The organism is Gluconobacter sp. DsW_056 (genome assembly GCF_002153595.1).
GTDB classification, from domain to species: domain Bacteria; phylum Pseudomonadota; class Alphaproteobacteria; order Acetobacterales; family Acetobacteraceae; genus Gluconobacter; species Gluconobacter albidus.
Map to the genome: position 1 here is coordinate 155,680 of NZ_JOPF01000008.1, position 22,092 is coordinate 177,771.

The window sequence follows — 22,092 nt, forward strand, 5'->3', positions numbered from 1 at the left end:
GGCTTGATCCCCCTGGGGGTCTGGTGACTGGCGGGCCGTCCTGTTATCAGGACGGCCCGTTTTGTTTTGTGCTGCAGGAGATGGGCGGTATGGCTGACGATCTCGATATACTCAGGAATGACACGCTGGCCGCGCTGGCCGGAGCGCAGGACCGCGCGCAGTGGGACGCGATCCGCGTCGGAACACTGGGCAAATCCGGTGCGCTGACCGGGCTGCTCAAGCAACTCGGAAAGCTGGAGTCTGAGGAACGCAAGGAGCGCGGTCAGGCGCTGAACCGTTTGCGTGACGAACTGACAGCGGCTGTCGAGGCGCGTGGTCGCGATCTTGAGGAAGAGGCGCTTCAGGCCCGTTTGCGCTCCGAGCGCGTGGATGTGACGATGCCAGCCCCTGCGGTTGTGACGGGCACCATCCATCCCATCAGCCGTACCATTGAAGAAATGACGGCCATTTTCGGCGCGATGGGTTTTTCCGTTGCCGAAGGGCCGGATATCGAGAGCCAGTGGCACAATTTCTCGGCGCTCAACACGCCGGACCACCATCCTGCGCGGACCGAGCACGACACATTCTATCTGCCGCCCGAGGCTGAAGGCGGTGAGCCACGGGTGTTGCGGACGCAGACATCGGGCGTGCAGATCCGAACGATGTTGGGCGAAAAGCCGCCGATCCGCATTATCGCCCCTGGGCGCACCTATCGTGCGGACCATGATGCCACGCATTCGCCGATGTTTCATCAGTGCGAAGGTCTGGTGGTGGATCGCAATATCACGCTCGGTCATCTCAAGGGCTGTCTGATCGAATTCCTGCGCGTCTATTTCGACAAGCCGAACCTGCCGGTTCGTTTTCGCGCTTCCTATTTCCCGTTCACCGAGCCTTCCATGGAAGTCGATATCGGCTGGTCAAAGGCGACAGGCGAGATCGGTGGCGGGTCTGACTGGCTTGAGGTTCTGGGCTCGGGGATGATCCATCCGCGGGTTCTGGCGAATTGCGGACTGGACCCGGCCGAATGGCAGGGCTTTGCGTTCGGGATGGGGATCGAGCGACTGGCGATGCTGAAGAATGGCATCCCTGATCTGCGCTCTTTCTATGAAAGTGATCTGCGCTGGCTGCGGCACTATGGATTTTCGGCGTTTTCGCCGGCCACGCTGACGGAGGGCGTGTGACATGAAGTTCTCTCTCTCATGGCTGCGTGAACATCTTGATTTTACAGCTTCTGTTGAAGACATCTGCGCCCGGCTGAATGTTATCGGGCTTGAGGTCGAGGGCGTTGAAAACCCTGCCGACAGCCTTGTGGGCTTTCGGACAGCCAAGATTGTCGAAGCGCATCGTCACCCGGATGCGGACCGGCTTCAGGTCTGTCGTGTGGCGGCAGGCGGCGGCTTTGAAGATGTGCAGGTCGTATGTGGTGCGCCGAATGCGCGCGCGGGTCTGCATGTGATTTTTGCGACGCCGGGGACGTATGTTCCCGGGCTCGACATTACCATCAAGAAGGGCAAGATCCGCGGGCAGGACAGCAACGGAATGCTGTGCTCCCTGAAGGAACTGGGGCTGGGCGAGGAAAGCAACGGAATTGCCGAGCTTTCCGAGGCGGCTTCGATCGGCGAATCTTACGCAGCCTATGCTGAACTGGATGATCCGGTCATCGAGATCGCGATTACGCCCAACCGGGGCGATGCGCTGAGCATTCGTGGTATTGCGCGGGATCTGGCTGCGGCGGGCATCGGGCGTCTCAAGCCCTGGCTTACCGAAGCGGTTGAAGGGGATTTTCCGTCGCCTCTGGCGTGGAAGACTGAACATCCGGCCTGCCCGTATATTGTTGGGCGCGTTATTCGGAATGTGAAAAACGGGCCGAGCCCGGACTGGCTGCGGCGGCGTCTGGAAGCTGTTGGGGTCAAGCCGATTTCGGCGCTCGTCGATGTGACGAATTACCTCACATACGATCTTGGTCGTCCGCTGCATGTCTTTGATCTTGCAAAACTTAAAGGCGATACGCTGACGGTGACACATGCCGCCCGCGAGACCTTTACCGGCCTTGATGGACGCGAATATGTGCTTGGCACCGAGGACATGGTTATTGTCGATGAAGCCGGGGTGCAGTCGCTCGCGGGCCTGATCGGTGGTGAGAGCAGTGGCGTTGATGAGAACACTACCGATGTGTTCGTGGAATCGGCGCTCTTTGACGCAGTTCGGATTGCCCTGACCGGGCGTCGTCTGGCCATTCATACCGATGCGCGCCAGCGTTTTGAGCGTGGGATTGATCCGGCACAGGTTCTCAATGGGCTTGAAGCCGCCACAATCATGATCCGCGATCTGTGTGGCGGTGAGGTCAGCGAGATTACCGAAGCGGGCATTCTGCCCGACTGGAAGCGGACGGCGACGCTGCGTTTCGAGCGTCTGAAGACGCTGGGGGGCGTCGATCTTGCAGCCGAAGATGCTGTGCGCTCGCTTGAGCATCTCGGTTTCGAGGTGACGGAGCAGACGGCAGACGCTGCGACGTTCCTGGTACCGTCCTGGCGGAATGATATCGCTTCGGGACAGGTTCTGGCTCAGGCACCGACACTGGATGTGGGTGTGGCTGCGAAAGCTGCCGGGCATGTTCAGGCCATGGAAGCGGAGTGCGATCTTCTTGAAGAAGTGCTGCGTCTTTATGGACTGGACAATGTTCCGGCAGTGGCACTGCCGCAGGCAACGGTGGTTCCGGCTCCGGCCGTGACGTCTCTTCAGGCGCGCGCGGCACTGCTGCGGCGGATCTGTGCGGCGCGCGGACTGACTGAGACGGTCGGCTTTTCCTTTGTGGCGCAGGATGATGCGGCGCTGTTCGGAGAGCTTCCGGAAACGCAGCATCTTCTGAACCCGATCGCCACGGATCTGGATCAGCTTCGTCCGACCCCGCTGGTCAATCTGGCGCGGGCCCTGTCGCGCAATCTGGCACGCGGTCTTGGCGTTTCAGGCGAGGGTGCGCTGTTTGAGGTTGGGCCGAGTTTTGATGCGACGGGTCAGCATCTGCGTCTTGCCGGTCTTCGGGCCGGGCTGACCGCGCGTGAACCGGGTGTTGCTGCGCATGAAGCCAGCCTGTGGGACGCGAAAGCGGATCTGTTGGCGGCTCTGGTGGCTCTGGGCGTGCCGGAAGCGGCTCTGTCCGTGACGGCAGATGCGCCGGGGTTCTATCATCCGGGTCGTTCCGGGCAGGTTCGGCAGGGGCCAAAGACGGTTCTGGGCACGTTCGGCGAACTGCATCCGCGCGTTGCGCGGGCATTGGGTCTGAGCGGGACCGTGGTGGCGTTTGAAGTCTATCTGGATCAGGTGCCGCAGCCGAAGGTGAAGCGGAAATCCGCGCCTGTGCTGTCGTCGTTGCAGCCTGTCCGGCGTGACTTTGCTTTCGTTGCCGGACCAGACGTTGAAATCCAGGCCGTTCTGAAGGCGGTTCGGATGGCGGATCGCAATCTGGTACAGGATGTGCGTCTGTTTGACGTGTTCGAAGGTGGCAGCCTGCCAGAGGGGCATCGCTCGCTCGGTGTGGAAGTGGTCTTGCAGCCACAGAGCGAGAGTCTTACGGATACGCAGCTTGAAGCGGTTTCCAAATCGGTGGAAGCTGCGGTTCTCAAGGCAACAGGGGCAGTATTGCGTCGATGAGCTCTCTTCCAGAATCCGGATCTGACGGACAGTCCACGGCGGACCCTTCCCAAAAGACCATGCCTCTGCCCCGGTACGGGCGGGTAATCTGGATTCTGGCAGGCGAGGCCAGTGGAGACGTGATTGGAGCGCGTCTGATGCAGGCGCTTCATGCACAGGACCCTTCGCTGGTTTTCGCAGGCGTCGGGGGCGGCCGTATGGAAGCTCTGGGGCTGCACAGCCTGTTTCCCATGAGCGATCTGGCAGTCATGGGGCTTGTCGAAGTGCTGCCCCGTCTGCGGCATCTGTCGCAGCGACTTCTGGAGGCCGTTCAGGATATCGAACTGCGCAAGCCCGATCTTGTCGTGACGATCGACAGTCCGGGTTTTGCCCTGCGCCTCTTGCAGAAGATCGAGCGTTCCGGGATCAAGCGCGTTCATTATGTGGCGCCGCAGGTCTGGGCCTGGCGGGAAAGCCGGGTCAAGGAATTCCCTGGTCTGTGGGACAGGCTTCTTTGTCTGCTGCCTTTTGAACCTGAATGGTTTGCAAAGCGCGGGCTTGAGGGGCGGTTTGTCGGGCATCCGGTGCTTCAGTCGGGCGTGCGGCAGGGGAATGCGCAGCGGTTCAGGTTGAGGCACAATATTCCGGCCAATGCGCCCGTCGTGATCCTGATGCCGGGCAGCCGGCGCTCGGAAGCCCCCCGGCTTCTGCCCGTTTTCCGTAAGATGCTGGATCTTCTGCGGGTGCAGTATCCGGATATCTGTCCTGTGATTCCGGTTGCGCCCGTCATCGCGCCGACGATCCGTCAACTGATTCGCAAATGGCCGATCCAGCCGCATATCGTCACCGACATCCATGACAAGCACGATGCGTTTGCGGCCGCGCAGTGCGCCCTGACCAAGTCAGGAACCTCCACGCTGGAACTCGCCATGGGCAATGTGCCGATGGCGGTGACGTATCGGGTCAATCCGGTGACGGCGACGATCGCGCGGCGTCTGATCAAGGTGCCGCATGTGGCGATGGTCAATCTTCTGGCAGGGCGAGAGGTTGTGCCGGAACTGCTTCAGGAGGACTGTACGCCGAAGAAGCTGGCCGAGATGGTCTCGAAGCTGTTGAGTGATCCGCAGATGGTGGAAAAGCAGCGTATGGCGTTTGCTGACGTGCTTGAGATGCTCGCACCGCCTGTGGGAACACCCGCTGATGCGGCCGCTGCCGAGATCATGGATCTGCTGAACGAACCGGTTTCCCGGTCGTCCAGCATCTGAAATCCTAGCGCAGGAAGCCGACGAGGCGTTCGGCTTCCTGAACGATCGGTTCCGAAACGCTGTTTGCACGTTCGGCACCGGCACGCAGGACCGAGAGCAGATGTGCTTCGTCCTGAAGCAGGCGCTGCGTTTCGCTGGCGACCGGGGCCAGACGTTCCACCAGAAGATCCGCGAGAGCATTCTTGAACGGGCCAAAGCCCTGACCGCTGAAGCGGGCCAGAATGTCTGCCGGTGTTTCATCCGACATGGCTGCATAGATGGAGACGAGGTTCCGGGCTTCCGGACGCTCGCTCAGACCGTCCATTTCGCTGGGGAGCGGTTCGGAATCGGTCTTGGCGCGTCGGATTTTCAGGGCGATGTCGTCTGCGGTGTCGGTCAGGACAATGCGGCTCTGTTCTGACGGGTCGGACTTGGACATTTTCTTGCTGCCGTCGCGCAGGCTCATGACGCGGGCTGCGGCGGGAGGGATGAAGGCCTCCACCTGCGGGAAGAACTCCACGCCCATGTCGTGATTGAACTTCTGGCCGATGTCGTTGGTGAGCTCGATATGCTGGCGCTGGTCTTCGCCGACGGGGACGCGGGTTGCGTGGAAGGCCAGAATGTCGGCCGCCATCAGGTTCGGATAGACATAAAGGCCCGCCGAATGGTTTTCGCGGTTCTTGCCGGCCTTGTCCTTGAACTGGGTCATGCGGTTGAGCCAGCCGAGGCGGGAGACGCAATTGAAGATCCAGCCGAGACGGGCATGCGCGCTGACGGCGGACTGGTTGTACAGGCGTGTGGGTTCGATTCCGGCGGCCAGAAGACAGGCCGTTGAGCCGAGTGTCTGTTCACGCAGGGTCTGCGGGTCCCAGGGCATGGTGATGGAATGCAGGTCCACCAGACAGAAGACGCAGTCATGGTCTTTCTGCAGCGTAACCCAGTTGCGGATTGCTCCGAGATAATTGCCCAGATGGGGAATGCCGGTTGGCTGGATGCCGGAAAATACGCGCTGCATGGGTTCTGTCTTCAGTTGCTGGGAAAGGGAGCAGGGATGGAGGAAGCGGGCGGCTTCACTGAACGGGCGTCTGCAGGTCGAGCTTCTGCCGTTCCTGCAAAACATCCGTCGCCGACATCGGATGAGCCCGTGCGGCTGCGATGTCGGCGGCGGTGAATGTGGGGGCGTCTGCGGGCATTTCCTGACTTGCGACGAATGTCAGGATACGCGCGATCTCGTCATTGGAGAGGCGATGGAAGGACGGCATGGAACTGTTGTAATGGCCGTCTCCCGCTGTGATGGGGCCGTCCAGTCCGTAAAGCAGGACGTCGGCCAGGTAGTGATGCCCGGCAGGAGTTCGTGCGATCGGGCCAACGCGGCCAAAAATCGGGGCCACTTCAGAAACCTGGCCATGACCGCCGTGATGGCAGATGCTGCATTCATTGGAGTATTCACGCGGGGCCTGAACACGATTTTCCCAGGCATGGCCGACAACGAAGACCGCCACCATGAAAATGGCGAGAAACAGGGGAAGTCGGACAGCTGGGTCAATTCTGATCACAGTGTCGTTGTCGCATCTTCGGAGGCGTTTCAGCAAGTCCGGGGCTTGGCAAATCGGCTGTAATAGGGCTCATGGCGCTATCGGAAGGAGAAGCCATGACCGTCAGAGGCCGTCTTGTAGTGTATGTGGGGCCGATGTTTGCCGGGAAATCCGCACATCTGATTGCCGCAGCGAAAAAGCAGGCAGATGTACTGGCGCTCAAGCCGGGCTTTGATACGCGAGATGGTTCCGAACTTGTCAGCCGGGATGGATCCCATCTTGCGGCGGTTTCGGTGAATGTATGGCCCGCAGAGGCACACCGGTACAGCCATGTCGTTCTGGATGAGGGGCAGTTCTGGGTCTCGCCGCATTATCGGGGCGATATCGTTCAGGATATTCAAAACGTCCGGGCGCAGGGCGTGGATGTGACGGTCGGGGGGCTGGATACCGATTACCGGCGTATCCCGTTCGACGTCATGGAGCGGCTGCGGGATGAGGCAGATGAGGTCATTGTTCTGACAGCGCGCTGTCATGTCTGCGGGGCGCCAGCGGCATGGACCGCAAAAACCCATGATACGGGTCATCTTCTGGAGACGGGCGATCAGGAGCTTTATGAGGCGCGTTGCGATGCGCACTGGACCCTTCCGGAGGCAGCCCTGAAGAGGGGCTCCGGAAGGGGATGACGGTTTTTACTGCTGGCCGCTGCCGCCGTTATTGACGCCCAGAAGGCGGATCTTGAAAATCAGCGGGCTGTTGGGCGGGATAATGCCCATGGAGCGCTTGCCGTAGCCGAGATTGGGCGGCAGGTAGAGCATCCATTCATCGCCCACATGCATCATGGGAAGGGCTTCGAGCCAGCCCTGCACGAGGCCGTCGAGCGGCATTTCCATGTAGGCGCCGCTGCCATGCTGGTCAGAGCTGTCGAAAATACCGCCATCGGGGAGGCGGCCTTCGTAGATGACCATGATGGTGGAGCCGTGATGCGGGCTGTCACCATCTTTTGGGCCTGACTGGAGAACCTTGTAGGCCAGGCCGTCCGGCAGGGTCTTGACGCCCGGTTCAGCATGGATTTTCGCCATGAACTGCGCGGGCGTCAGGTCGGAATCATCCACTGGCTTCGGGGCGCCCGAGCAACCCGTCAGGGCAAAGGCACCACACAGGGCGAAAGCGGATGTAAGACGGATCAGACTGGTCATGGTCCCCCGGGGAGTCAGTTGAGAAATCAGAGCGTGCCGCCGCGGCGGCCGATCTGACCGCCAAGCCGCAGGCGCAGGGCGTTGAGCTTGATGAAGCCCTGGGCATCCTGCTGATTATAGGCGCCTTCGTCGTCCTCGAAAGTCACGACGCGGGTATCGTACAGGCTGTGGGGGCTTTCACGGCCGACGCAGGTCACATTGCCCTTGTACAGGCGCATGCGGACACGGCCGGTGACGGAATGCTGGCTGGTGTCGATGAGAGCCTGCAGCATGCGGCGCTCTGGCGAGAACCAGAAACCGTTATAGATGATTTCGGCGTAGCGCGGCATGATGCTGTCCTTGAGATGGGCAGCTTCGCGGTCGAGCGTGATGCTTTCGATGGAGCGGTGCGCGGCCAGCAGGATCGTGCCGCCCGGCGTTTCGTAGATGCCGCGGGATTTCATGCCCACGAAGCGGTTTTCCACGATGTCGAGACGACCGATGCCGTTGTCGCGGCCCAGTTCGTTCAGACGCGTCAGCAGAGTTGCCGGGGTCATTTCAACGCCGTTGATGGCGACCGGATCACCGCTGACGAAGTCGATGGCGATTTCGGTTGCGACGTCAGGGGCGGCTTCCGGAGAGATCGTACGCTGGAAAACGATTTCCTCGGCGGCGATCGACGGATCTTCGAGCAGCTTGCCTTCGGAAGAGGAGTGCAGAAGATTCGCATCCACGGAGAACGGGGCTTCGCCGCGCTTGTCCTTCGTGACAGGGATTTGGTTCTCTTCGGCGAAGGCAAGGAGCTTCGTGCGGGACGTCAGGTCCCACTCACGCCAGGGTGCGATGACCTTCACGTCCGGCTTGAGCGAATAATAGCCGAGTTCGAAGCGGACCTGATCGTTACCCTTGCCGGTCGCACCATGCGCCACGGCGTCGGCACCGACGGCTTCGGCAATCTCGATCTGGCGTTGTGCGATCAGCGGACGGGCGATGGAGGTGCCCAGCAGGTACTGGCCTTCATAGAGCGTGTTGGCCCGGAACATCGGGAACACGAAATCCTTGACGAAGGTTTCGCGCAGATCCTCGACGAAGATTTCCTTGACGCCGAACATTTCGGCCTTTTTGCGGGCCGGCTCCAGCTCTTCGCCCTGTCCGAGATCGGCGGTGAAGGTGACAACCTCGCAGTTATAGGTTTTCTGAAGCCAGCGAAGGATAACCGAAGTGTCCAGGCCGCCAGAATAGGCGAGCACAACTTTCTTGACGTCCTGGTGGGCACTCATAACGGTGTGGTCCTTGGTGTGTTTTGTTTGAGAAGCGTTTCTAGCAGTTCAGCCGACAGAGGGAAACCGGGCGTGTGTCAGGTATCCGATGCGGCAGTGCGACGCTGGCGTTCGCTTTCGGTTTTCAACTGCCCGCAGGCCGCGAGGATGTCCTGTCCGCGGGCTGCGCGGATGGGGGAGGCGAACCCTGCGTCCATCACGATATTGGCGAATTTCGTAATCTGCGCGCGGCTGGAAGGCTGAAAGTCCGAGCCGGGCCAAGGGTTGAACGGGATCAGATTCACCTTGGCCGGCAGATCGCGGATCAGGCGCACCAGTTCGCGGGCATCGGCTTCGCTGTCGTTCACGCCGCGGAGCATGATGTATTCGAAGGTAATACGCCGGGCGTTGGATGCCGCCGGATAGCGACGACAGGCGGCGATCAGGTCTTCAATCGGGTATTTGCGGTTCAGCGGGACGATCTGGTCACGCAGTTCGTTCGTCACGGCATGCAGGGAGATGGCCAGATTGATTCCAAGTTCCTCGCCACAGCGGTCCATCATCGGGACGACACCGGACGTCGAGAGCGTGATACGGCGGCGGGAGAGGGCGATGCCTTCGCCATCCATGATGATCCGCATGGCCTTGGCGACGTTTTCGTAATTATAGAGCGGCTCGCCCATGCCCATCAGCACGATCGTGGACAGATAGCGCGGCATATCCGCGCTGGGGCTCGGCCATTCACCGTAGCTGTCGCGGGCAGCCATGAACTGGCCAACGATTTCGGCAGGCCCAAGGTTGCGGACAAGTTTCTGGGTGCCGGTGTGGCAGAAGGTGCAGGACAGGGTGCAGCCGACCTGCGAGGAAATGCAGACGGCGCCGCGGTCTTCCCGACGGTCCGGAATATAGACTGTCTCAGCTTCCTGACCGTCGCGGAAGCGGAAAAGGAACTTGCGCGTCTCGTCTATGGAGGTTTGTTCGGTGGCCGTCGTGGGGCGGCTGACGACGAAGTGCTCGGCGAGTTTGGCTTGCATCGGCTTGGCGATGGTTGTCATGGCCGAAAAATCGGTGGCGCCCTGATGGTAAATCCAGTGCCAGAGCTGCTTGGCGCGGAAGGGCTTCTCGCCGATATCCGTCATGAGCGCTGCCAGCTCTTCGCGTGACAGGCCCACCAGATCGCGTCGTCCGTCCGCGAGACGCGCCTCGGGCGGTGCGAAGAGAGCAGATTTCGCGTGGATACGCTCGCGCTCGGCTGCGTTCAGGTCGTCGGAGGCGACGGAATTGATTCGGGGGCGGATGTCGGGATGGATTACGGCTGTCATGACGGCGGAGCCATAGCACGGAGAAGACCCGAATTTCCAAAGGAAAAGCGCGGTCTTTCCGGTAAAACCGTTTTGGAAAACTATTTCGCGGTGGGGTGTGTCGTATCAGTTTTGCGGGCTGCGATCAGGAATTCGCGGTTGCCTTCGGGGCCGGTGATGGGGCTGGCCTCGATCCCGAGGACGTCCCAGCCGGGGAGGGCTGCGAACCATTCCCGGATTTCCTCGCAGACGCGCTCATGGACCGCAGGGTCTCGGACGACGCCTTTGGCCCCGACTTCCCCGCGTCCGGCTTCAAACTGAGGCTTGATGAGGGCGACGGCCCAGGCATCCGGCGTGGTGAGTTCAAGGGCTGCGGGCAGGACGGTGCGCAGGCCGATGAAGCTCGCGTCGCAGACGACAATTCCGGCAGGCTCAGGAATCTGTTCGGCAGTCAGGGCGCGGGCGTTCGTCTTTTCCATGACGATGACGCGTTCGTCCGAGCGGATTTTCCAGGCGAGCTGTCCGTGTCCGACATCCACGGCATAGACCTTTTCGGCGCCGTGGGTCAGCAGGACGTCCGTGAAGCCACCGGTCGAGGCACCCACGTCAATAGCAATGCGGCCTTTCGGGTCCAGCCCGAAATGTTCGATGGCGTGAATCAGCTTGAGGCCACCGCGCGAGACCCAGGGATGGTCCTGGCCTTTGAGGGCGAGGGGGGCATCCTCGGGAAGCTGGTCGCCGGCCTTCGCGATCCGGCGGTCACTGGTATAGACGAGGCCAGCCATGATCAGGGCCTGAGCCCGTGTCCGGCTTTCGACCAGCCCCCTGTCAACGAGGAGCTGGTCGGCGCGGCGTTTGGCCATCAGTCGCTCAGGCGGACTGCTGGGCGACGTCTACGCCCAGGGCAGCGGCGGCGACATGCACGATGTTCGGCGCGGTCAGGCCGGCTTCCTCGTACTGGGCGTCCTGCGTGTTGTGGTCGATGTAACGATCCGGCAGGGCGAGCGGTCGGAACTTGACCTTGTCCAGCAGGCCGGTCTCGGCAAGGTGCTGAACGACGAGGCTGCTGAAGCCGCCAATGGCACCTTCTTCAAGCGTGATGAAGACTTCGTGCTGGTTGGCCAGATCTTCGACCAGAGCCTTGTCGATTGGCTTGGCGAAGCGGGCATCCGCAACTGTGACCGGAACGCCCTGTGCGGCCAGCTGGTCGGCGGCGCGCAGGGATTCGTGGATACGGGGGCCAAGTGACAGGATGGCGACGCCACCGCGGGCGTTCGGCGCGCGACGGGCTTCGCGGACGATGCGGCCCTTGCCGATTTCCAGAACTTCGCCCTTTTCAGGCAGATCAAGGCCGATGCCGTTGCCACGCGGGTAGCGGAAGGCGATCGGTCCGGCGTCATATTCGCAGGCGGTAGCCGTAGCGTGCAGCAGTTCGATTTCGTCGCACGGCGCCATCACGACCATGTTCGGAAGGCAGCACAGGTAGTTGAGGTCGAACGAACCGGCATGGGTGGCGCCATCGGCACCGACCAGACCGGCGCGGTCGATGGCGAAACGAACCGGAAGGTTCTGGAGCGCGACGTCATGCACGACCTGATCGTAGGCGCGCTGCAGGAAGGTCGAATAGATCGCGCAGAACGGGCGCAGACCTTCAGATGCAATACCAGCGGCGAAGGTGACGGCGTGCTGTTCGGCAATCCCGACGTCAAAGAAGCGGTCCGGATAGGCCTTTGCGAATGCGCTCAGACCCGTGCCGGACGGCATGGCGGCCGTGATCGTAACCAGCTTGTCGTCGGTCTTGGCGCGGCGCATAAGTTCGCGGCTGAAGATGGACGTGTAGCTCGGGGGACCGGCTGGAGCCTTCTTCTGCTCGCCCGTGACGACGTTGAACTTGCTGACGGCGTGATACTTGTCACCGGCGGCTTCGGCGGGTTTGTAGCCGCGGCCCTTCTCGGTGATGATGTGCAGCAGGATCGGGCCCTGATCGTCGGCATCGCGCAGGTTACGCAGGATCGGCACGAGCTGGCTCATGTCGTGGCCGTTGACCGGGCCGACGTAATAGAAGCCAAGTTCCTCGAACAGCGTGCCGCCGGTGATCAGGCCGCGGGCATATTCCTCGGCGCGCTTGGCGGTGCGCTCGATCTTGCCCGGAAGGCGCTTGGCGACCTTGCCGGCGAGATCGCGCAGGCTGAAAAACTGGCGCGAGGACATCAGACGCGACAGGTAGTCCGACATCGAGCCGACCGGTGGGGCGATCGACATTTCGTTGTCGTTCAGCACCACGATCAGACGGTTCGCGCCAGGGCCTGCGACTGCGGCGTTGTTCATGGCTTCATAGGCCATGCCAGCCGAAATCGAGCCATCTCCGATCACGGCAATCACGTTGCGCTCGTGGTAGCTCGGGTCTTCTTCCGCGCGCAGATGGTGCGCAACGGCCATGCCGAGGCCAGCCGAGATCGACGTCGAGGAATGCGCTGCGCCGAACGGGTCGTATTCGCTTTCCGCGCGTCGGGTGAAGCCGGACAGCCCCTCGGGCTGACGCAGGGTGCGGATCCGGTCGCGGCGGCCGGTCAGGATCTTGTGCGGGTAAGCCTGATGACCGACGTCCCAGATGATGCGGTCATCGGGTGTGTTGAAGACGGCGTGCAGGGCGACGGTCAGTTCGACCACGCCGAGAGAGGCGCCGAGATGGCCACCCGTGGTGGAGACGGCGTCAACGGTTTCCGAGCGCAGTTCGTCGGCAAGCTGCTTGAGCTGGTCGACGGACAGGTTCCGCATGTCGGCAGGGAAGCGGACGCGATCCAGTTCAGGATAGCGGCCATAGGTGGGAATCGTGGAGGACTTCTTGCTCATGGGATCAGTTCCTGCGCTCGACGACATAATCTGCCAGTGCCCTGAGGGCATCGGCCTGTGCACCGAAAGATGAAAGTGCCTCCCGGGCCCGGTCGCTCAGGCGACGGGCCTCGGCTCGGGCACCGTCGATGCCAAGCAGGGAGACATAGGTTGATTTGCCGCTGGCTTCGTCCTTGCCCGCGGTTTTGCCGAGTTCCTCGGCTGTGGCTGTGGAATCCAGAACGTCATCGGCAACCTGAAACGCCGTGCCCAGATCGCGGCCATAAGCGACGATGGCAGCACGGCGTTCATCGTCCACATCGGCCAAAATGGCTCCGGATTCAGCCGCATAGCGGATGAGGGCGCCGGTTTTTAAGGCGTGCAGACGGCGTACCTGATCCAGGGGCAGGGCGCGGCCTTCGCCACGGATGTCGATGACCTGACCGCCAACCATGCCAGCCGATCCAGACGCCTGCGCAAGGGCAAGAGCCAGATTGGCGCGGACGGCCGGATTGGGGCTGGTTTCGGGTTCGACAAGAATTTCAAAAGCACGGGTCTGGAGGGCGTCACCGGCCAGAATCGCAATCGCTTCGTCAAACTGCTTATGCGTGGATGGCTGCCCGCGTCGCAGGTCGTCATCATCCATGGAGGGCAGGTCGTCATGGACCAGCGAATAGGCGTGCAGCAGTTCGACCGACGCGGCAACACGCAGGGCAGCCTCGCGGTCTGCGCCAAACAGTGTCGCGACTTCGACGGCCAGAAAACCGCGCAGACGCTTGCCGCCGCCAAGGGCGGCATAACGCATGGCGTCCAGAAGGACGGACTCGTCCCCCGGAACCATGGGCAGCAGAGCGTCGATCGTGCTTTCGATTTCGGCACAGGCGCGGGCGAGCGCGTCTTTCAGGGAAACAGACGGGGTAGAGACATTCATCGGCCGGATTCTCCGGTATCGGCAAGAGGCTCGGTGCCTGTCGTGCCGTCATCGTTCTGCACGATGGCACGCACACGCATCTCGGCCTCTCCCAGCTTCGCATCGCAATGTCTGCGTAAGGCAGCACCGCGTTCATAGGCGGAAATAGCGTCCTCGAGCTTCATCTGGCCGCCTTCAAGGCCACGGACGATCCTCTCCAGTTCGGACAGGGCATCCTCAAAAGACAGGGCATCCATGGGGGCATCAATGGGTTCGGGCATGAAAAGCCTCAAGGCACACTTTGGAACAAGGTAGCGAGGGGATTACAGGCAGAAGACAGTTTTTGCCAGCCCCGACCACGGGAACGCTGGAGTTTCCTCAGGACGGTGACGTTTCTGCACGTCGCCGGATTACGAAGGAAAGCATGCCTGCGGCTTCTGTGAACGCAATGAGCGCATGGCCGGTTTCGCGGCAGTAGGACTGAAAATCCGCCACTGAAGCGCGATCCGTGGCGAGGACGCGCAGCTTCGCGCCCGGGGCCATGTCGCGGAGGGCACGATTGGCTTTGAGGACGGGCATGGGGCAAGCCAGACCACGCAGATCGAGAAGTGTTTCTGTCGGAGGAACAGTCATGGGGCACGACTATGCGCCCATCTTTGGAGGGGGCCAAGTCGGCTTTTGGTGCGCTTGTCTGAGGGTTTCAGGTTTTCGTTGATAAATCAGGCGTTTGTTTCTATATTAATGGCTTAATGCCACAAAAGCGTTCCTCTCGGGGAGCGCTTTTTTTATTGGGGGAACGGCATGTCGGACGGGGAAGGCCAGGCAGTTAGTATGGCTGATGGAAATGAGAGACGCGCCTATACGCTGCGGATGCTCGAGGATCGGGTTCTGCGACTGGAGACGATCGCGGGGGGGCTTTCGGATCGATATGAGGAACTGCGCACCGAGATGCGGCAGGAAATCTCGTCGCTGCGGGATCAAATGAAACTGCTGGAGACGAAGGTTGATGAGGGGAATCGTGTGGTCAACGGGAAGCTGGACCGGCTGATCGGGGGGCGGGCGGTCATTACGGGGATCATCACGCTGGCCACATCCATTCTGGGGACGGGCATGGTGCATGTTGCCCTGTCCCTGACCACAAAGTGAGGAGATGCCATGAGTGGAATTGATGCAGGCCAGCTCAAGCATCTCGTGGTCGCTCCCGCACTGGCGGCGCTCGGGCTGGATGGGGATGTTGCGGTCAATCTGGTGACGGGCACGGCCCTTGCGGAAAGTCGGGGAACATATGTCCGGCAGATCGGTGGCGGTCCGGCTCTGGGTTTGTGGCAGATGGAGCCAGCGACGCATGACGACTGCTGGGTCAACTTTCTGTGTTATCCGGCGGGCAGGAGGTTCGAGCGGATTCTGGAGGGGATGCTTTCGCAGGATCTGCCACGAAGCGCGCAGCTTGTCTCCAATTTGAGATATGCATCGGCAATGGCCCGCATCCGGTATTACCGGACGCCGGTCTCACTGCCGTCGTCCAGCGATCCGGCGGTTCTGAGCCGTTTTCACAAGCAGTATTACAACACGGCTGCCGGGGCAGCTGACCCTGTGGCCAATATCCCGTTTTTCCGTCAGGCGGTTCTGGTCTGAAGGGAGAGGGAGCGGTGTCGGGGAATGTATGCATCACGCTCCCGACACCGCATGACTGTTTAAACCGGTTTAATATGACCGAATAGTGGCAGGAGACATCGGAAAACAGGTCGTTTCAGGTTCGGGGTGTAGAAAGTGGCAGCGTTCGCGCAGACAGGTCGCCTTTGAACGTCGTGCTGCCCGTATGGGTCAGGGACAGGCCGCGGTGGAGGGCCACCTTTCCTCCGATTTTGATCCAACGGCGGCAGAAGGCGAAATCTTCGGAAAGATAGGTCCGGGTTTCCGGGTCGATCAGGCAGTCGAACAGGGCGTAGGCGTCTGATGAGGGGGCTTGCGAAGTCTGGCCTTCGGCCTTTGCGTCGATGCGGCTGTAACGGGTTTCGGGATAGTGGGTGATCATGTCGAGGACCATCTGGCGGGTCATGAGCATGAAGCCTGTGCCGATATAGAAGACGTTCGCGATTTCGCCCGGTGCGCTGTCATCGTGCAGGGTGGCGCAGTCTCCGACATAGCGCAGGCTGGCTGTTCTGGACTCTTCGCCAGCGGCCATGAAACGGTCCGTATCGTGGTCCCAGTAATGGGATTTCAGGGGGTAGGCCGCTCCGATCAGAGGGCGGTCCGCATCCAGAAGAGCGAGAATGTCGGTGATGGAAAAGCCGATGTCGCTGTCGATGAAAAGAAGATGGGTGGCATCGGTCATGGTCACGAACTGATGCAGGAGCGTGTTTCTGGCCCGCGTGATGAGGGCGTCACTCCCGATCGTGGACAGGGTGAGTTGCAGATTATGGGCCGGTGCTGTGGCCATGCAGCCGATGAGGGACTGCATGTAATCCAGCGTGATGGTGCCGCCGAAGCAGGGTGTGGCGATGAAGACGTGGCGCGGACTGGGGGGGCAGGAAGTCATGCGAGGCAGCCTGCCCTGAAGCTATGAAAAAAGAATTAAAACCGCGCTTTAAAAAGTCTTCATGCTCCCATGTGCGCCTGAAGAACCATGTAAAAGACGAAGGCGGCGTCCAGACCGAGGACGATCGGTGTCAGACGGTGCAACTGGCGGGTTGCGATGGCGAGTGCGGTGTAGATCAACAGGCCGCAGGACAGGCTCAGCATGAAATTGCCGGTCACGCCTGCGATGAGCAGCATCGTCAGGGGCGGGATGGCTTCTGCGGGTGTTTCAGCAACACGGCTGAGGCTGCCGAGCATGTTCAGGCCCACGAGAATGAGCACGGGAGCTGTGGCGATCGCGGGAATGGCGGTGATGAGCGGCCAGAAAACGGAAGACAGGGCAAACAGGACGGCGACGACGAGTGCGCTCAGGCCTGTCCGGCCACCGGCTTCGACGCCAGCCAGGCTCTCGACATAAGCAGAGACCGTGCAGGTTCCGAGTGAGGCTCCGATGATGCTGGCAGCTCCATCGGAGCCGAAAGCGCGATGGTCGAGAGCGGGTTTTTCGAGCGTTCCGTCCAGGCCTGCGCGGTGGGCGACGCTCATCATGGTTGCGGTCGCGTCGAAGAAATCGCTCAGCAGGAAGTAGAGCGTGATGGGGACGAGAAGTCCGAGATGGGAAAAATATTCGTGGAAATCGAACGGCAGGAACAGGTTGGTCGGGTAATGAGGCCAGTCCAGCAGGTGAGCCGGCAGATGCGTGATGGGGCCTGAGGGTGTGTGGATGAAAAGTCCGGCGATGGTGATGGCGAGGATGGCGAGGAGCAATCCGGCCGGGACGCGCAGGACCACGAGAATGGCGCTCAGAACGACACCCGCCATGCTGAGGAGGACGGACGAGCTGCTCAGGGATCCGAATGTCAGACCTTCGGGCGAAGGAACTGCGATGCCCCCCGTGATCAGGCCGATCCGGGCAATGAAGGCGCCGAGTGCGATCTGGATCCCGAGGACGATCGAGGGCGGAAAGCCACGGATGATGCGCTGGCGGATCTGGCTGAGAGAGAGGGCAGTGAAGCACAGTCCGCTGAACAGGACGACCGTAAAGGCTGTGCGCGGGCTGACATGGGCCTGCTGCACCACGACCTGCGCGAATAGAACGTTGCTGCTCATGGCGGGGGCAAGGGCGATGGGCAGTCTGGCCCAGAGCGCCATCAGCAGCGTTCCGGCGACGGCGCCTGCGATTGTGGTCATGACCATGTCATGGCGATCCAGACCCGCGGCCGAGAGGATAGCCGGGTTGACGGCCACGATATAGGCCATGGCCCCGAAGACCGTCAGTCCGGCAATAACCTCACGCGGGATCGTTGAACCGCGGGCCGTAATATGGAACCAGCGGTCGAGTCTGGATAGCAGCAAGCGGACACTCCGGGGGCAGGGGATGGCTGGGCCAAGCTATAGTCAAAAAACCTGTCCCTGCCATGGGCTGGAGCGTATCTTTTCATTTCGGATTCGATTTTTTCTCCCATGCCTTGCTGACTTCTGCCGGACTCAGGCGGTGATGTGAGGCTTGCGGGCGCTTTTCCGCTGCGGAATGTGCCGGGTGCGGGATGCTGCTGGGGCCTGAGCCTGTGGTGGCACCAGGTGCGATTCCGGCGGCGGGGTGTTCGTTGGCTTCCAGAATGGCTTTTTCGCAGGCCGAGCCCTTGCCGACACCAAGCTGGATGGTCGGGATAAGGGCCGCGGGCGGGAAGACGATCCCAAGCCCGACGGAGGCCGCGACGCGGCCGATCAGTTCCGCACCGGGCAGAATTGTGGGGCTGTTGATCGGGCCGAAAATATGGACCGCGCCGGGCAGGGACAGGATCTGTGGCCCGATCGAACGGGTGGTCACGGCGTAATCCAGCGTGTCTTTGTGGAAATTGACGGTTCCGGTGCCGCTTGTCCGGGTGGTGCCGGTTTGCAGGAGCATCGCATCGGTATGGACGATGCCGTTCTTGAGGGGCAGGTCGGCTACGAGGCATTCCAGCTTCGAACGATCCGGAATTCCAAGCGCAGACAGGATGGCCGAGCCGAGCTTGAGCCCCAGCAGATCGGGAAGAAGGGCCGTCACATCCCCCCCGCGGTTCAGCACCAGTGTTGTGCCGCCGTCACCGTTTTCAACCAGGGTTGCTACCGAATTGCCGGTGGATGTCAGGGTGACATGACCGCCAATGGTGCCTTCACCCTGGAACATGTCTTTTGACGTCATGATCCGTGAGATGGGCAGGCGGGAGACATCCAGACGGAAGCGGGTATGGAACTGCTCGTTTTTGGTCGGCTCAAGCGTAGCGTTCGCGGAAATGGTTCCTGTCCCGGTGGCGAAGGTCAGGTGTTTGAGGTCAATGGTGCCATCGTGGATGTCGAGTTCGGTATCAATGTTGTCCAGAGGCCAGTTTTTGTTGCGGATATGCTCGCCGTGATATGTCAGATGGACGTTGGCGGCGTTGAGTTTCGGGACATTGATTGTCTTGTCAGGCAGTACGCGTGTGCTGGCCGGTTCGGCTTTTTTCGCTGCACCGGGCTGCGCGCCGATGAAGCCGCCCAGGTCCGCCAGATCCACGGAATGGGAGTGCAGCGCTGCGTCCACGAAGATCGGTTTCTGATGGGGATTGACGTTGATGTCTCCGCCAATATCCGAGGAGCCCATATGGCCTTCGAATTTCTGGAAACGGATTGCGCGGTCGGAATAGGCGAGATTGCCAGTGACGCTATAGGCCGGGGTTTGCGGAATGGGCACGCCCGTCAGCGGGTAGAGGAGCGCCATGTCCGGACCGGCAAAATGCAGCGCAAGATTGGTGCCGCGAAAGTGGATCGGATCGTCAACCGTGCCGCGCAGCGTGATGTAGGTCGGTCCGTTGGCGAGACGTCCGTCGATCGGATAGGGATGCGTGGTGTCCGTAATGTCCAGAAGGGCGCCTCCGACGATATGACCTGTGATGGGCGCGCGGGCGTACCGGCCTTCGACATCAATGACGATATGCCCGTCATCGCCGTCTTTTGGCGGAACGGTATGGATGAGGACGTGCATGTCCGTCTTCAGCTTTGCCATCGCCACCCGGATATCGCCGTCATTGATCTCGATCTTGCCGAGTTTGGGCAGGGCTGTTGAGGATGACGCTGTCTGGGAGGGTGTGTCGGACGATGAGGGGAATGTATAATTGTTCGTGCCATCAGCCAGTGAGACGATGTCGCCTTTTGGTGCATCGACACGGATCAGTGGCACGGAAAGACCGCCACCTGTCAGGTAACGCCAGGCATCGACTTTGACCGTGATGGCGCGAGCCGAAGCAAAATCGTCTTTTTCTTTTCCAAAGCCCTCGGGCTGGCCGATTTTCAGATCATCGACCGTAATTGTTGGTTTGAAGCCAAGATGAACGTGCAGATGCGCGATGCTGACGGGGCGGTGCAGGGCTGCTGTGGCCTTGCGGTCAATGTAGGGAACGAACCAGTCCCATTGCCAGACCAAAATCAGGACGATGAGGGCGGCCGCCAGCGCTCCGATCATACCGCCAGCGGTTTTCAGGAGCCGACGTCGCTTTTCCCGCCCGGCGAGAGGTTTGTCAGAAGGGGAAGGCGTCCGGGGCGGGGTGCTGCTCAACGGGGGTTTCTCCGGAATTTGTGGTGTGTCGGAAGGGATCTGGTTGTTGCAAGTCACTCTAATTACGGACAGAACCGGAAACGGTTTCACAAAGGATAGGAAGATCAGGACGAATGGACACGGTTGAACGCATTGGCGGGCAAAAGAGCTCAGGCCTTGCGGAACTGCGACGTGTCAGCCGAAAGGCGCATGAAGCCGTAGATGAGGCTTTTTCGCGTTTCGATCTTGCGGATCGAAAGTCCTACGGTGCGTTTCTGACGGCTCATGCAGGCGCGCTTCTGACGGCCGAGACTTATCTTGCGAAGCACACGAGCGCGCTGCCCTCATGGCGTTCACGCTCGGAACTGCTGAAGGATGATCTGTGGCAGATGGGGCTTGGAGTTCCTGCGGCGCGTCAGGACATTTTTCCCGAGCATGACGGCCTGGCGCTGGGCATTCTGTATGTTCTGGAGGGATCGCGCCTTGGCGGCAGGGTGCTTTCGGCCCGTGTAGCTGAAGGCTTGCCCCGGGCGTATCTGTCGGCCTTTCATCAGAAAGGGGAATGGCCGGAGTTTCTGGCGTATCTGGAGCGCTCTCTGAACGAGAGTGACGTGGCACGGTATGAGGCTGTTACGGCAGGAGCAGTTCTGACGTTTGACCTGTTCCGCAACAGCGCCGGTTCTCAGGTCTGAAGCGGTCGGGCCGGTCGCACGTTTCTTGGAACAACACCCGGAAAAGCGTCGGACAGGCGCTCGGCCTCTTCAAACGGCAACATTGCAATCGCACAGCCCAGAGCGCTGGCATCCGGTGCGGGAAGTCTGTCGATCCCGCGCAGGAGCCCCGCAAGGTTATGGCCTTCCGCCGTCAGGACCATGAAGGGTGTCATGCGGCTGTAGAGGCCGATCGTAGAATCGATTTCCGTCAGGGCATGATCGGGGATGGTGATGTGGATGTCGTCACCGCTCACGGGCGACTGAACCGTGTTCTCCGCGATCTGGATGCGCAGTGGCACCATGGGCAGAAGCGTCGGCGAACCCGGCAAGCAGAGATAGCGGTCGGGCAGGGGGTTTTCTGTGAAAAGGCATGCGTGCCAGAGATCTGTGTCCGACACTTCAAGAGCCATGACGAGCGGGTTGTAACGCCCGAAATTTGTGTCGGCTGCTTCGACGGAGACCGGAGAGCCGTTCTGCGTATCCAGCATCAGTCGTGGCGACTGCCCGAGTGTGCAGAAGCGGAATTGCGGAGGGGAGCGTCGGGGCGAAGGAGCGGAGAGTTGTGCCGGGGTCAGGCCAAGCTTTTGCAGCACGGGCTTGTCTGCATGGATCATGGCAGCCTTGAGGCGCCAGTATAGATCGGTCAGCGACGCCTGTGTCATGAAAGAGGCGATTCGCCGGCTTTCGGGGAGCCAGCGCCTTGCACCGCCATAGTCGGCATCGTTGCGGTCGAAATTTTCCCACGCCTGTTCAGGCGTTGCGCTCGGGTTGCGCCTGAAGAAACTTTCCCGGTCGCCCGCAGCAAAATGAAGGACCCGGCTTTTGTCCCAGGTCGCCTGGCTGTCCATTGCCGAGAAGGGATCGGGCAGGCTGCTGCCATGATGACGGGGCTGGACAAGATGCCGCACAACACGGTGATCCGGCAGGTTGAGCAGTCCGTGACGGGTGAAGGTTTCGACGGGTGAGAAGGCCGAAGGCGTCAAGTGTCCGGAAGAGCCGAACAGACACCAGTTTATCGCTATTGCTGTTTCGGTCGCACCCGCCGTGAATTCGGTGACGGATCGGGCGGTCTCGAAATGCAGGTACTCATCCGCCGCCAGGATCATCATCCAGTCGAACTCGTCCCGGCCCTGTTCGAGAGCATTTTCATGGAAGCGGGTCTGACGCTCCAGTTGTGTGGGGAGCGTCGTATCGGCGGACTGGACCCGGATGTCGTAGAGCGTGGCTGCGTTTGAGAGGACGGCAGCGGTTCCGTCGGTCGAATGGTCGTCGCAGACGATCAGGGTCGAAAAACCGATGGTGGCATGGTGGGCCAGCCACCATCCGATCGTATCAACCTCGTTGTGAACGAACAGGATGGCGGCGCTTTTCGACATCGGGC

General features: G+C 61.0%; 21 protein-coding genes. 7 read left to right on the plus strand and 14 right to left on the minus strand.

All coding sequences use genetic code 11. The features are described 5' to 3' along the window. Positions 1-89: 89 nt before the first annotated feature. Genes pheS through lpxB form a run of 3 tightly spaced genes read left to right on the plus strand, consistent with a single transcriptional unit; the run spans position 90 to position 4,874 of the window. Positions 90-1,160, plus strand: coding sequence for a phenylalanine--tRNA ligase subunit alpha (pheS, locus tag HK22_RS07000; RefSeq protein ID WP_086648771.1), 1,071 nt, complete (start codon positions 90-92; stop codon positions 1,158-1,160). A gap of 1 nt (position 1,161) precedes the next feature. Further along, complete coding sequence (gene pheT / locus HK22_RS07005; RefSeq protein ID WP_086648772.1) at positions 1,162-3,630, plus strand: phenylalanine--tRNA ligase subunit beta; 2,469 nt, start codon at positions 1,162-1,164, stop codon at positions 3,628-3,630. Beyond that, the gene (lpxB, locus tag HK22_RS07010; protein ID WP_086648773.1) at positions 3,627-4,874 is read left to right on the plus strand and encodes a lipid-A-disaccharide synthase; all 1,248 of its coding nucleotides are present in this window, start codon (positions 3,627-3,629) and stop codon (positions 4,872-4,874) included. The genes pheT and lpxB overlap by 4 nt, the downstream gene beginning before the upstream one ends. Positions 4,875-4,878: 4 nt before the next feature. Here the strand turns inward: lpxB and trpS are convergent, their stop codons facing one another. Both trpS and HK22_RS07020 read right to left on the minus strand, forming a co-directional pair. Further along, entirely contained in the window at positions 4,879-5,868 is a 990-nt protein-coding gene (trpS, locus tag HK22_RS07015) for a tryptophan--tRNA ligase (protein WP_086648774.1), read from the minus strand. Between the two features lie 55 nt (positions 5,869-5,923). Next, on the minus strand, positions 5,924-6,409 hold the full coding sequence (locus tag HK22_RS07020) for a c-type cytochrome (RefSeq protein WP_062033032.1): 486 nt from the start codon (positions 6,407-6,409) through the stop codon (positions 5,924-5,926). A 95-nt stretch (positions 6,410-6,504) separates the two neighbouring features. Between HK22_RS07020 and HK22_RS07025 the strand changes: the two genes are divergently transcribed. Continuing rightward, the gene (locus HK22_RS07025) at positions 6,505-7,071 is read left to right on the plus strand and encodes a thymidine kinase (protein ID WP_086648775.1); all 567 of its coding nucleotides are present in this window, start codon (positions 6,505-6,507) and stop codon (positions 7,069-7,071) included. A gap of 6 nt (positions 7,072-7,077) precedes the next feature. Here the strand turns inward: HK22_RS07025 and HK22_RS07030 are convergent, their stop codons facing one another. From HK22_RS07030 to HK22_RS07065, 8 genes are all read right to left on the minus strand, one after another. After that, positions 7,078-7,584 carry an FKBP-type peptidyl-prolyl cis-trans isomerase gene (locus tag HK22_RS07030; RefSeq protein WP_086648776.1) on the minus strand — a complete coding sequence of 169 codons (507 nt, stop codon included), beginning with the start codon at positions 7,582-7,584 and terminating at the stop codon, positions 7,078-7,080. A 26-nt stretch (positions 7,585-7,610) separates the two neighbouring features. Continuing rightward, complete coding sequence (locus tag HK22_RS07035) at positions 7,611-8,843, minus strand: argininosuccinate synthase (RefSeq protein WP_062033017.1); 1,233 nt, start codon at positions 8,841-8,843, stop codon at positions 7,611-7,613. 77 nt (positions 8,844-8,920) lie between these two features. Next, positions 8,921-10,144, minus strand: coding sequence for a 23S rRNA (adenine(2503)-C(2))-methyltransferase RlmN (rlmN, locus tag HK22_RS07040; protein ID WP_077803081.1), 1,224 nt, complete (start codon positions 10,142-10,144; stop codon positions 8,921-8,923). A gap of 80 nt (positions 10,145-10,224) precedes the next feature. Continuing rightward, positions 10,225-10,986 carry a TlyA family RNA methyltransferase gene (locus HK22_RS07045; protein WP_086648777.1) on the minus strand — a complete coding sequence of 254 codons (762 nt, stop codon included), beginning with the start codon at positions 10,984-10,986 and terminating at the stop codon, positions 10,225-10,227. Between the two features lie 7 nt (positions 10,987-10,993). Continuing rightward, positions 10,994-12,976: a 1-deoxy-D-xylulose-5-phosphate synthase gene (gene dxs / locus HK22_RS07050; RefSeq protein WP_062033003.1), complete on the minus strand. Its 1,983-nt coding sequence runs from the start codon at positions 12,974-12,976 to the stop codon at positions 10,994-10,996. A gap of 4 nt (positions 12,977-12,980) precedes the next feature. Continuing rightward, on the minus strand, positions 12,981-13,886 hold the full coding sequence (locus HK22_RS07055; protein ID WP_062110179.1) for a polyprenyl synthetase family protein: 906 nt from the start codon (positions 13,884-13,886) through the stop codon (positions 12,981-12,983). Next, a complete protein-coding gene (locus HK22_RS07060) occupies positions 13,883-14,146 on the minus strand; it encodes an exodeoxyribonuclease VII small subunit (RefSeq protein WP_062032996.1) in 264 nt (87 codons plus the stop codon). Before HK22_RS07060 ends, HK22_RS07055 begins: the two co-directional genes overlap by 4 nt. A gap of 97 nt (positions 14,147-14,243) precedes the next feature. After that, entirely contained in the window at positions 14,244-14,498 is a 255-nt protein-coding gene (locus HK22_RS07065) for a sulfurtransferase TusA family protein (RefSeq protein WP_062032992.1), read from the minus strand. Between the two features lie 198 nt (positions 14,499-14,696). Between HK22_RS07065 and HK22_RS07070 the strand changes: the two genes are divergently transcribed. Together HK22_RS07070 and HK22_RS07075 are read left to right on the plus strand one after the other, a co-directional pair. Next, complete coding sequence (locus HK22_RS07070; protein ID WP_233142459.1) at positions 14,697-15,011, plus strand: hypothetical protein; 315 nt, start codon at positions 14,697-14,699, stop codon at positions 15,009-15,011. Positions 15,012-15,020: 9 nt separating this feature from the next. After that, positions 15,021-15,500, plus strand: a complete 480-nt coding sequence (locus tag HK22_RS07075; RefSeq protein WP_062032987.1) for a hypothetical protein — start codon at positions 15,021-15,023, stop codon at positions 15,498-15,500. Positions 15,501-15,615: 115 nt separating this feature from the next. Here the strand turns inward: HK22_RS07075 and HK22_RS07080 are convergent, their stop codons facing one another. The 3 genes from HK22_RS07080 to HK22_RS07090 form a co-directional block, all read right to left on the minus strand. Continuing rightward, a complete protein-coding gene (locus HK22_RS07080; RefSeq protein ID WP_086648779.1) occupies positions 15,616-16,404 on the minus strand; it encodes a hypothetical protein in 789 nt (262 codons plus the stop codon). A 59-nt stretch (positions 16,405-16,463) separates the two neighbouring features. Further along, positions 16,464-17,795 carry an NCS2 family permease gene (locus HK22_RS07085; RefSeq protein WP_086648807.1) on the minus strand — a complete coding sequence of 444 codons (1,332 nt, stop codon included), beginning with the start codon at positions 17,793-17,795 and terminating at the stop codon, positions 16,464-16,466. 85 nt (positions 17,796-17,880) lie between these two features. Further along, a complete protein-coding gene (locus HK22_RS07090) occupies positions 17,881-20,019 on the minus strand; it encodes an AsmA family protein (RefSeq protein WP_233142462.1) in 2,139 nt (712 codons plus the stop codon). 113 nt (positions 20,020-20,132) lie between these two features. Between HK22_RS07090 and HK22_RS07095 the strand changes: the two genes are divergently transcribed. Further along, positions 20,133-20,690: a biliverdin-producing heme oxygenase gene (locus HK22_RS07095; RefSeq protein WP_086648781.1), complete on the plus strand. Its 558-nt coding sequence runs from the start codon at positions 20,133-20,135 to the stop codon at positions 20,688-20,690. On the opposite strand, the gene HK22_RS07100 is transcribed toward HK22_RS07095, so the two are convergent. After that, on the minus strand, positions 20,681-22,087 hold the full coding sequence (locus tag HK22_RS07100; protein ID WP_086648782.1) for a glycosyltransferase family 2 protein: 1,407 nt from the start codon (positions 22,085-22,087) through the stop codon (positions 20,681-20,683). The genes HK22_RS07095 and HK22_RS07100 overlap by 10 nt on opposite strands. Positions 22,088-22,092 lie beyond the last annotated feature (5 nt).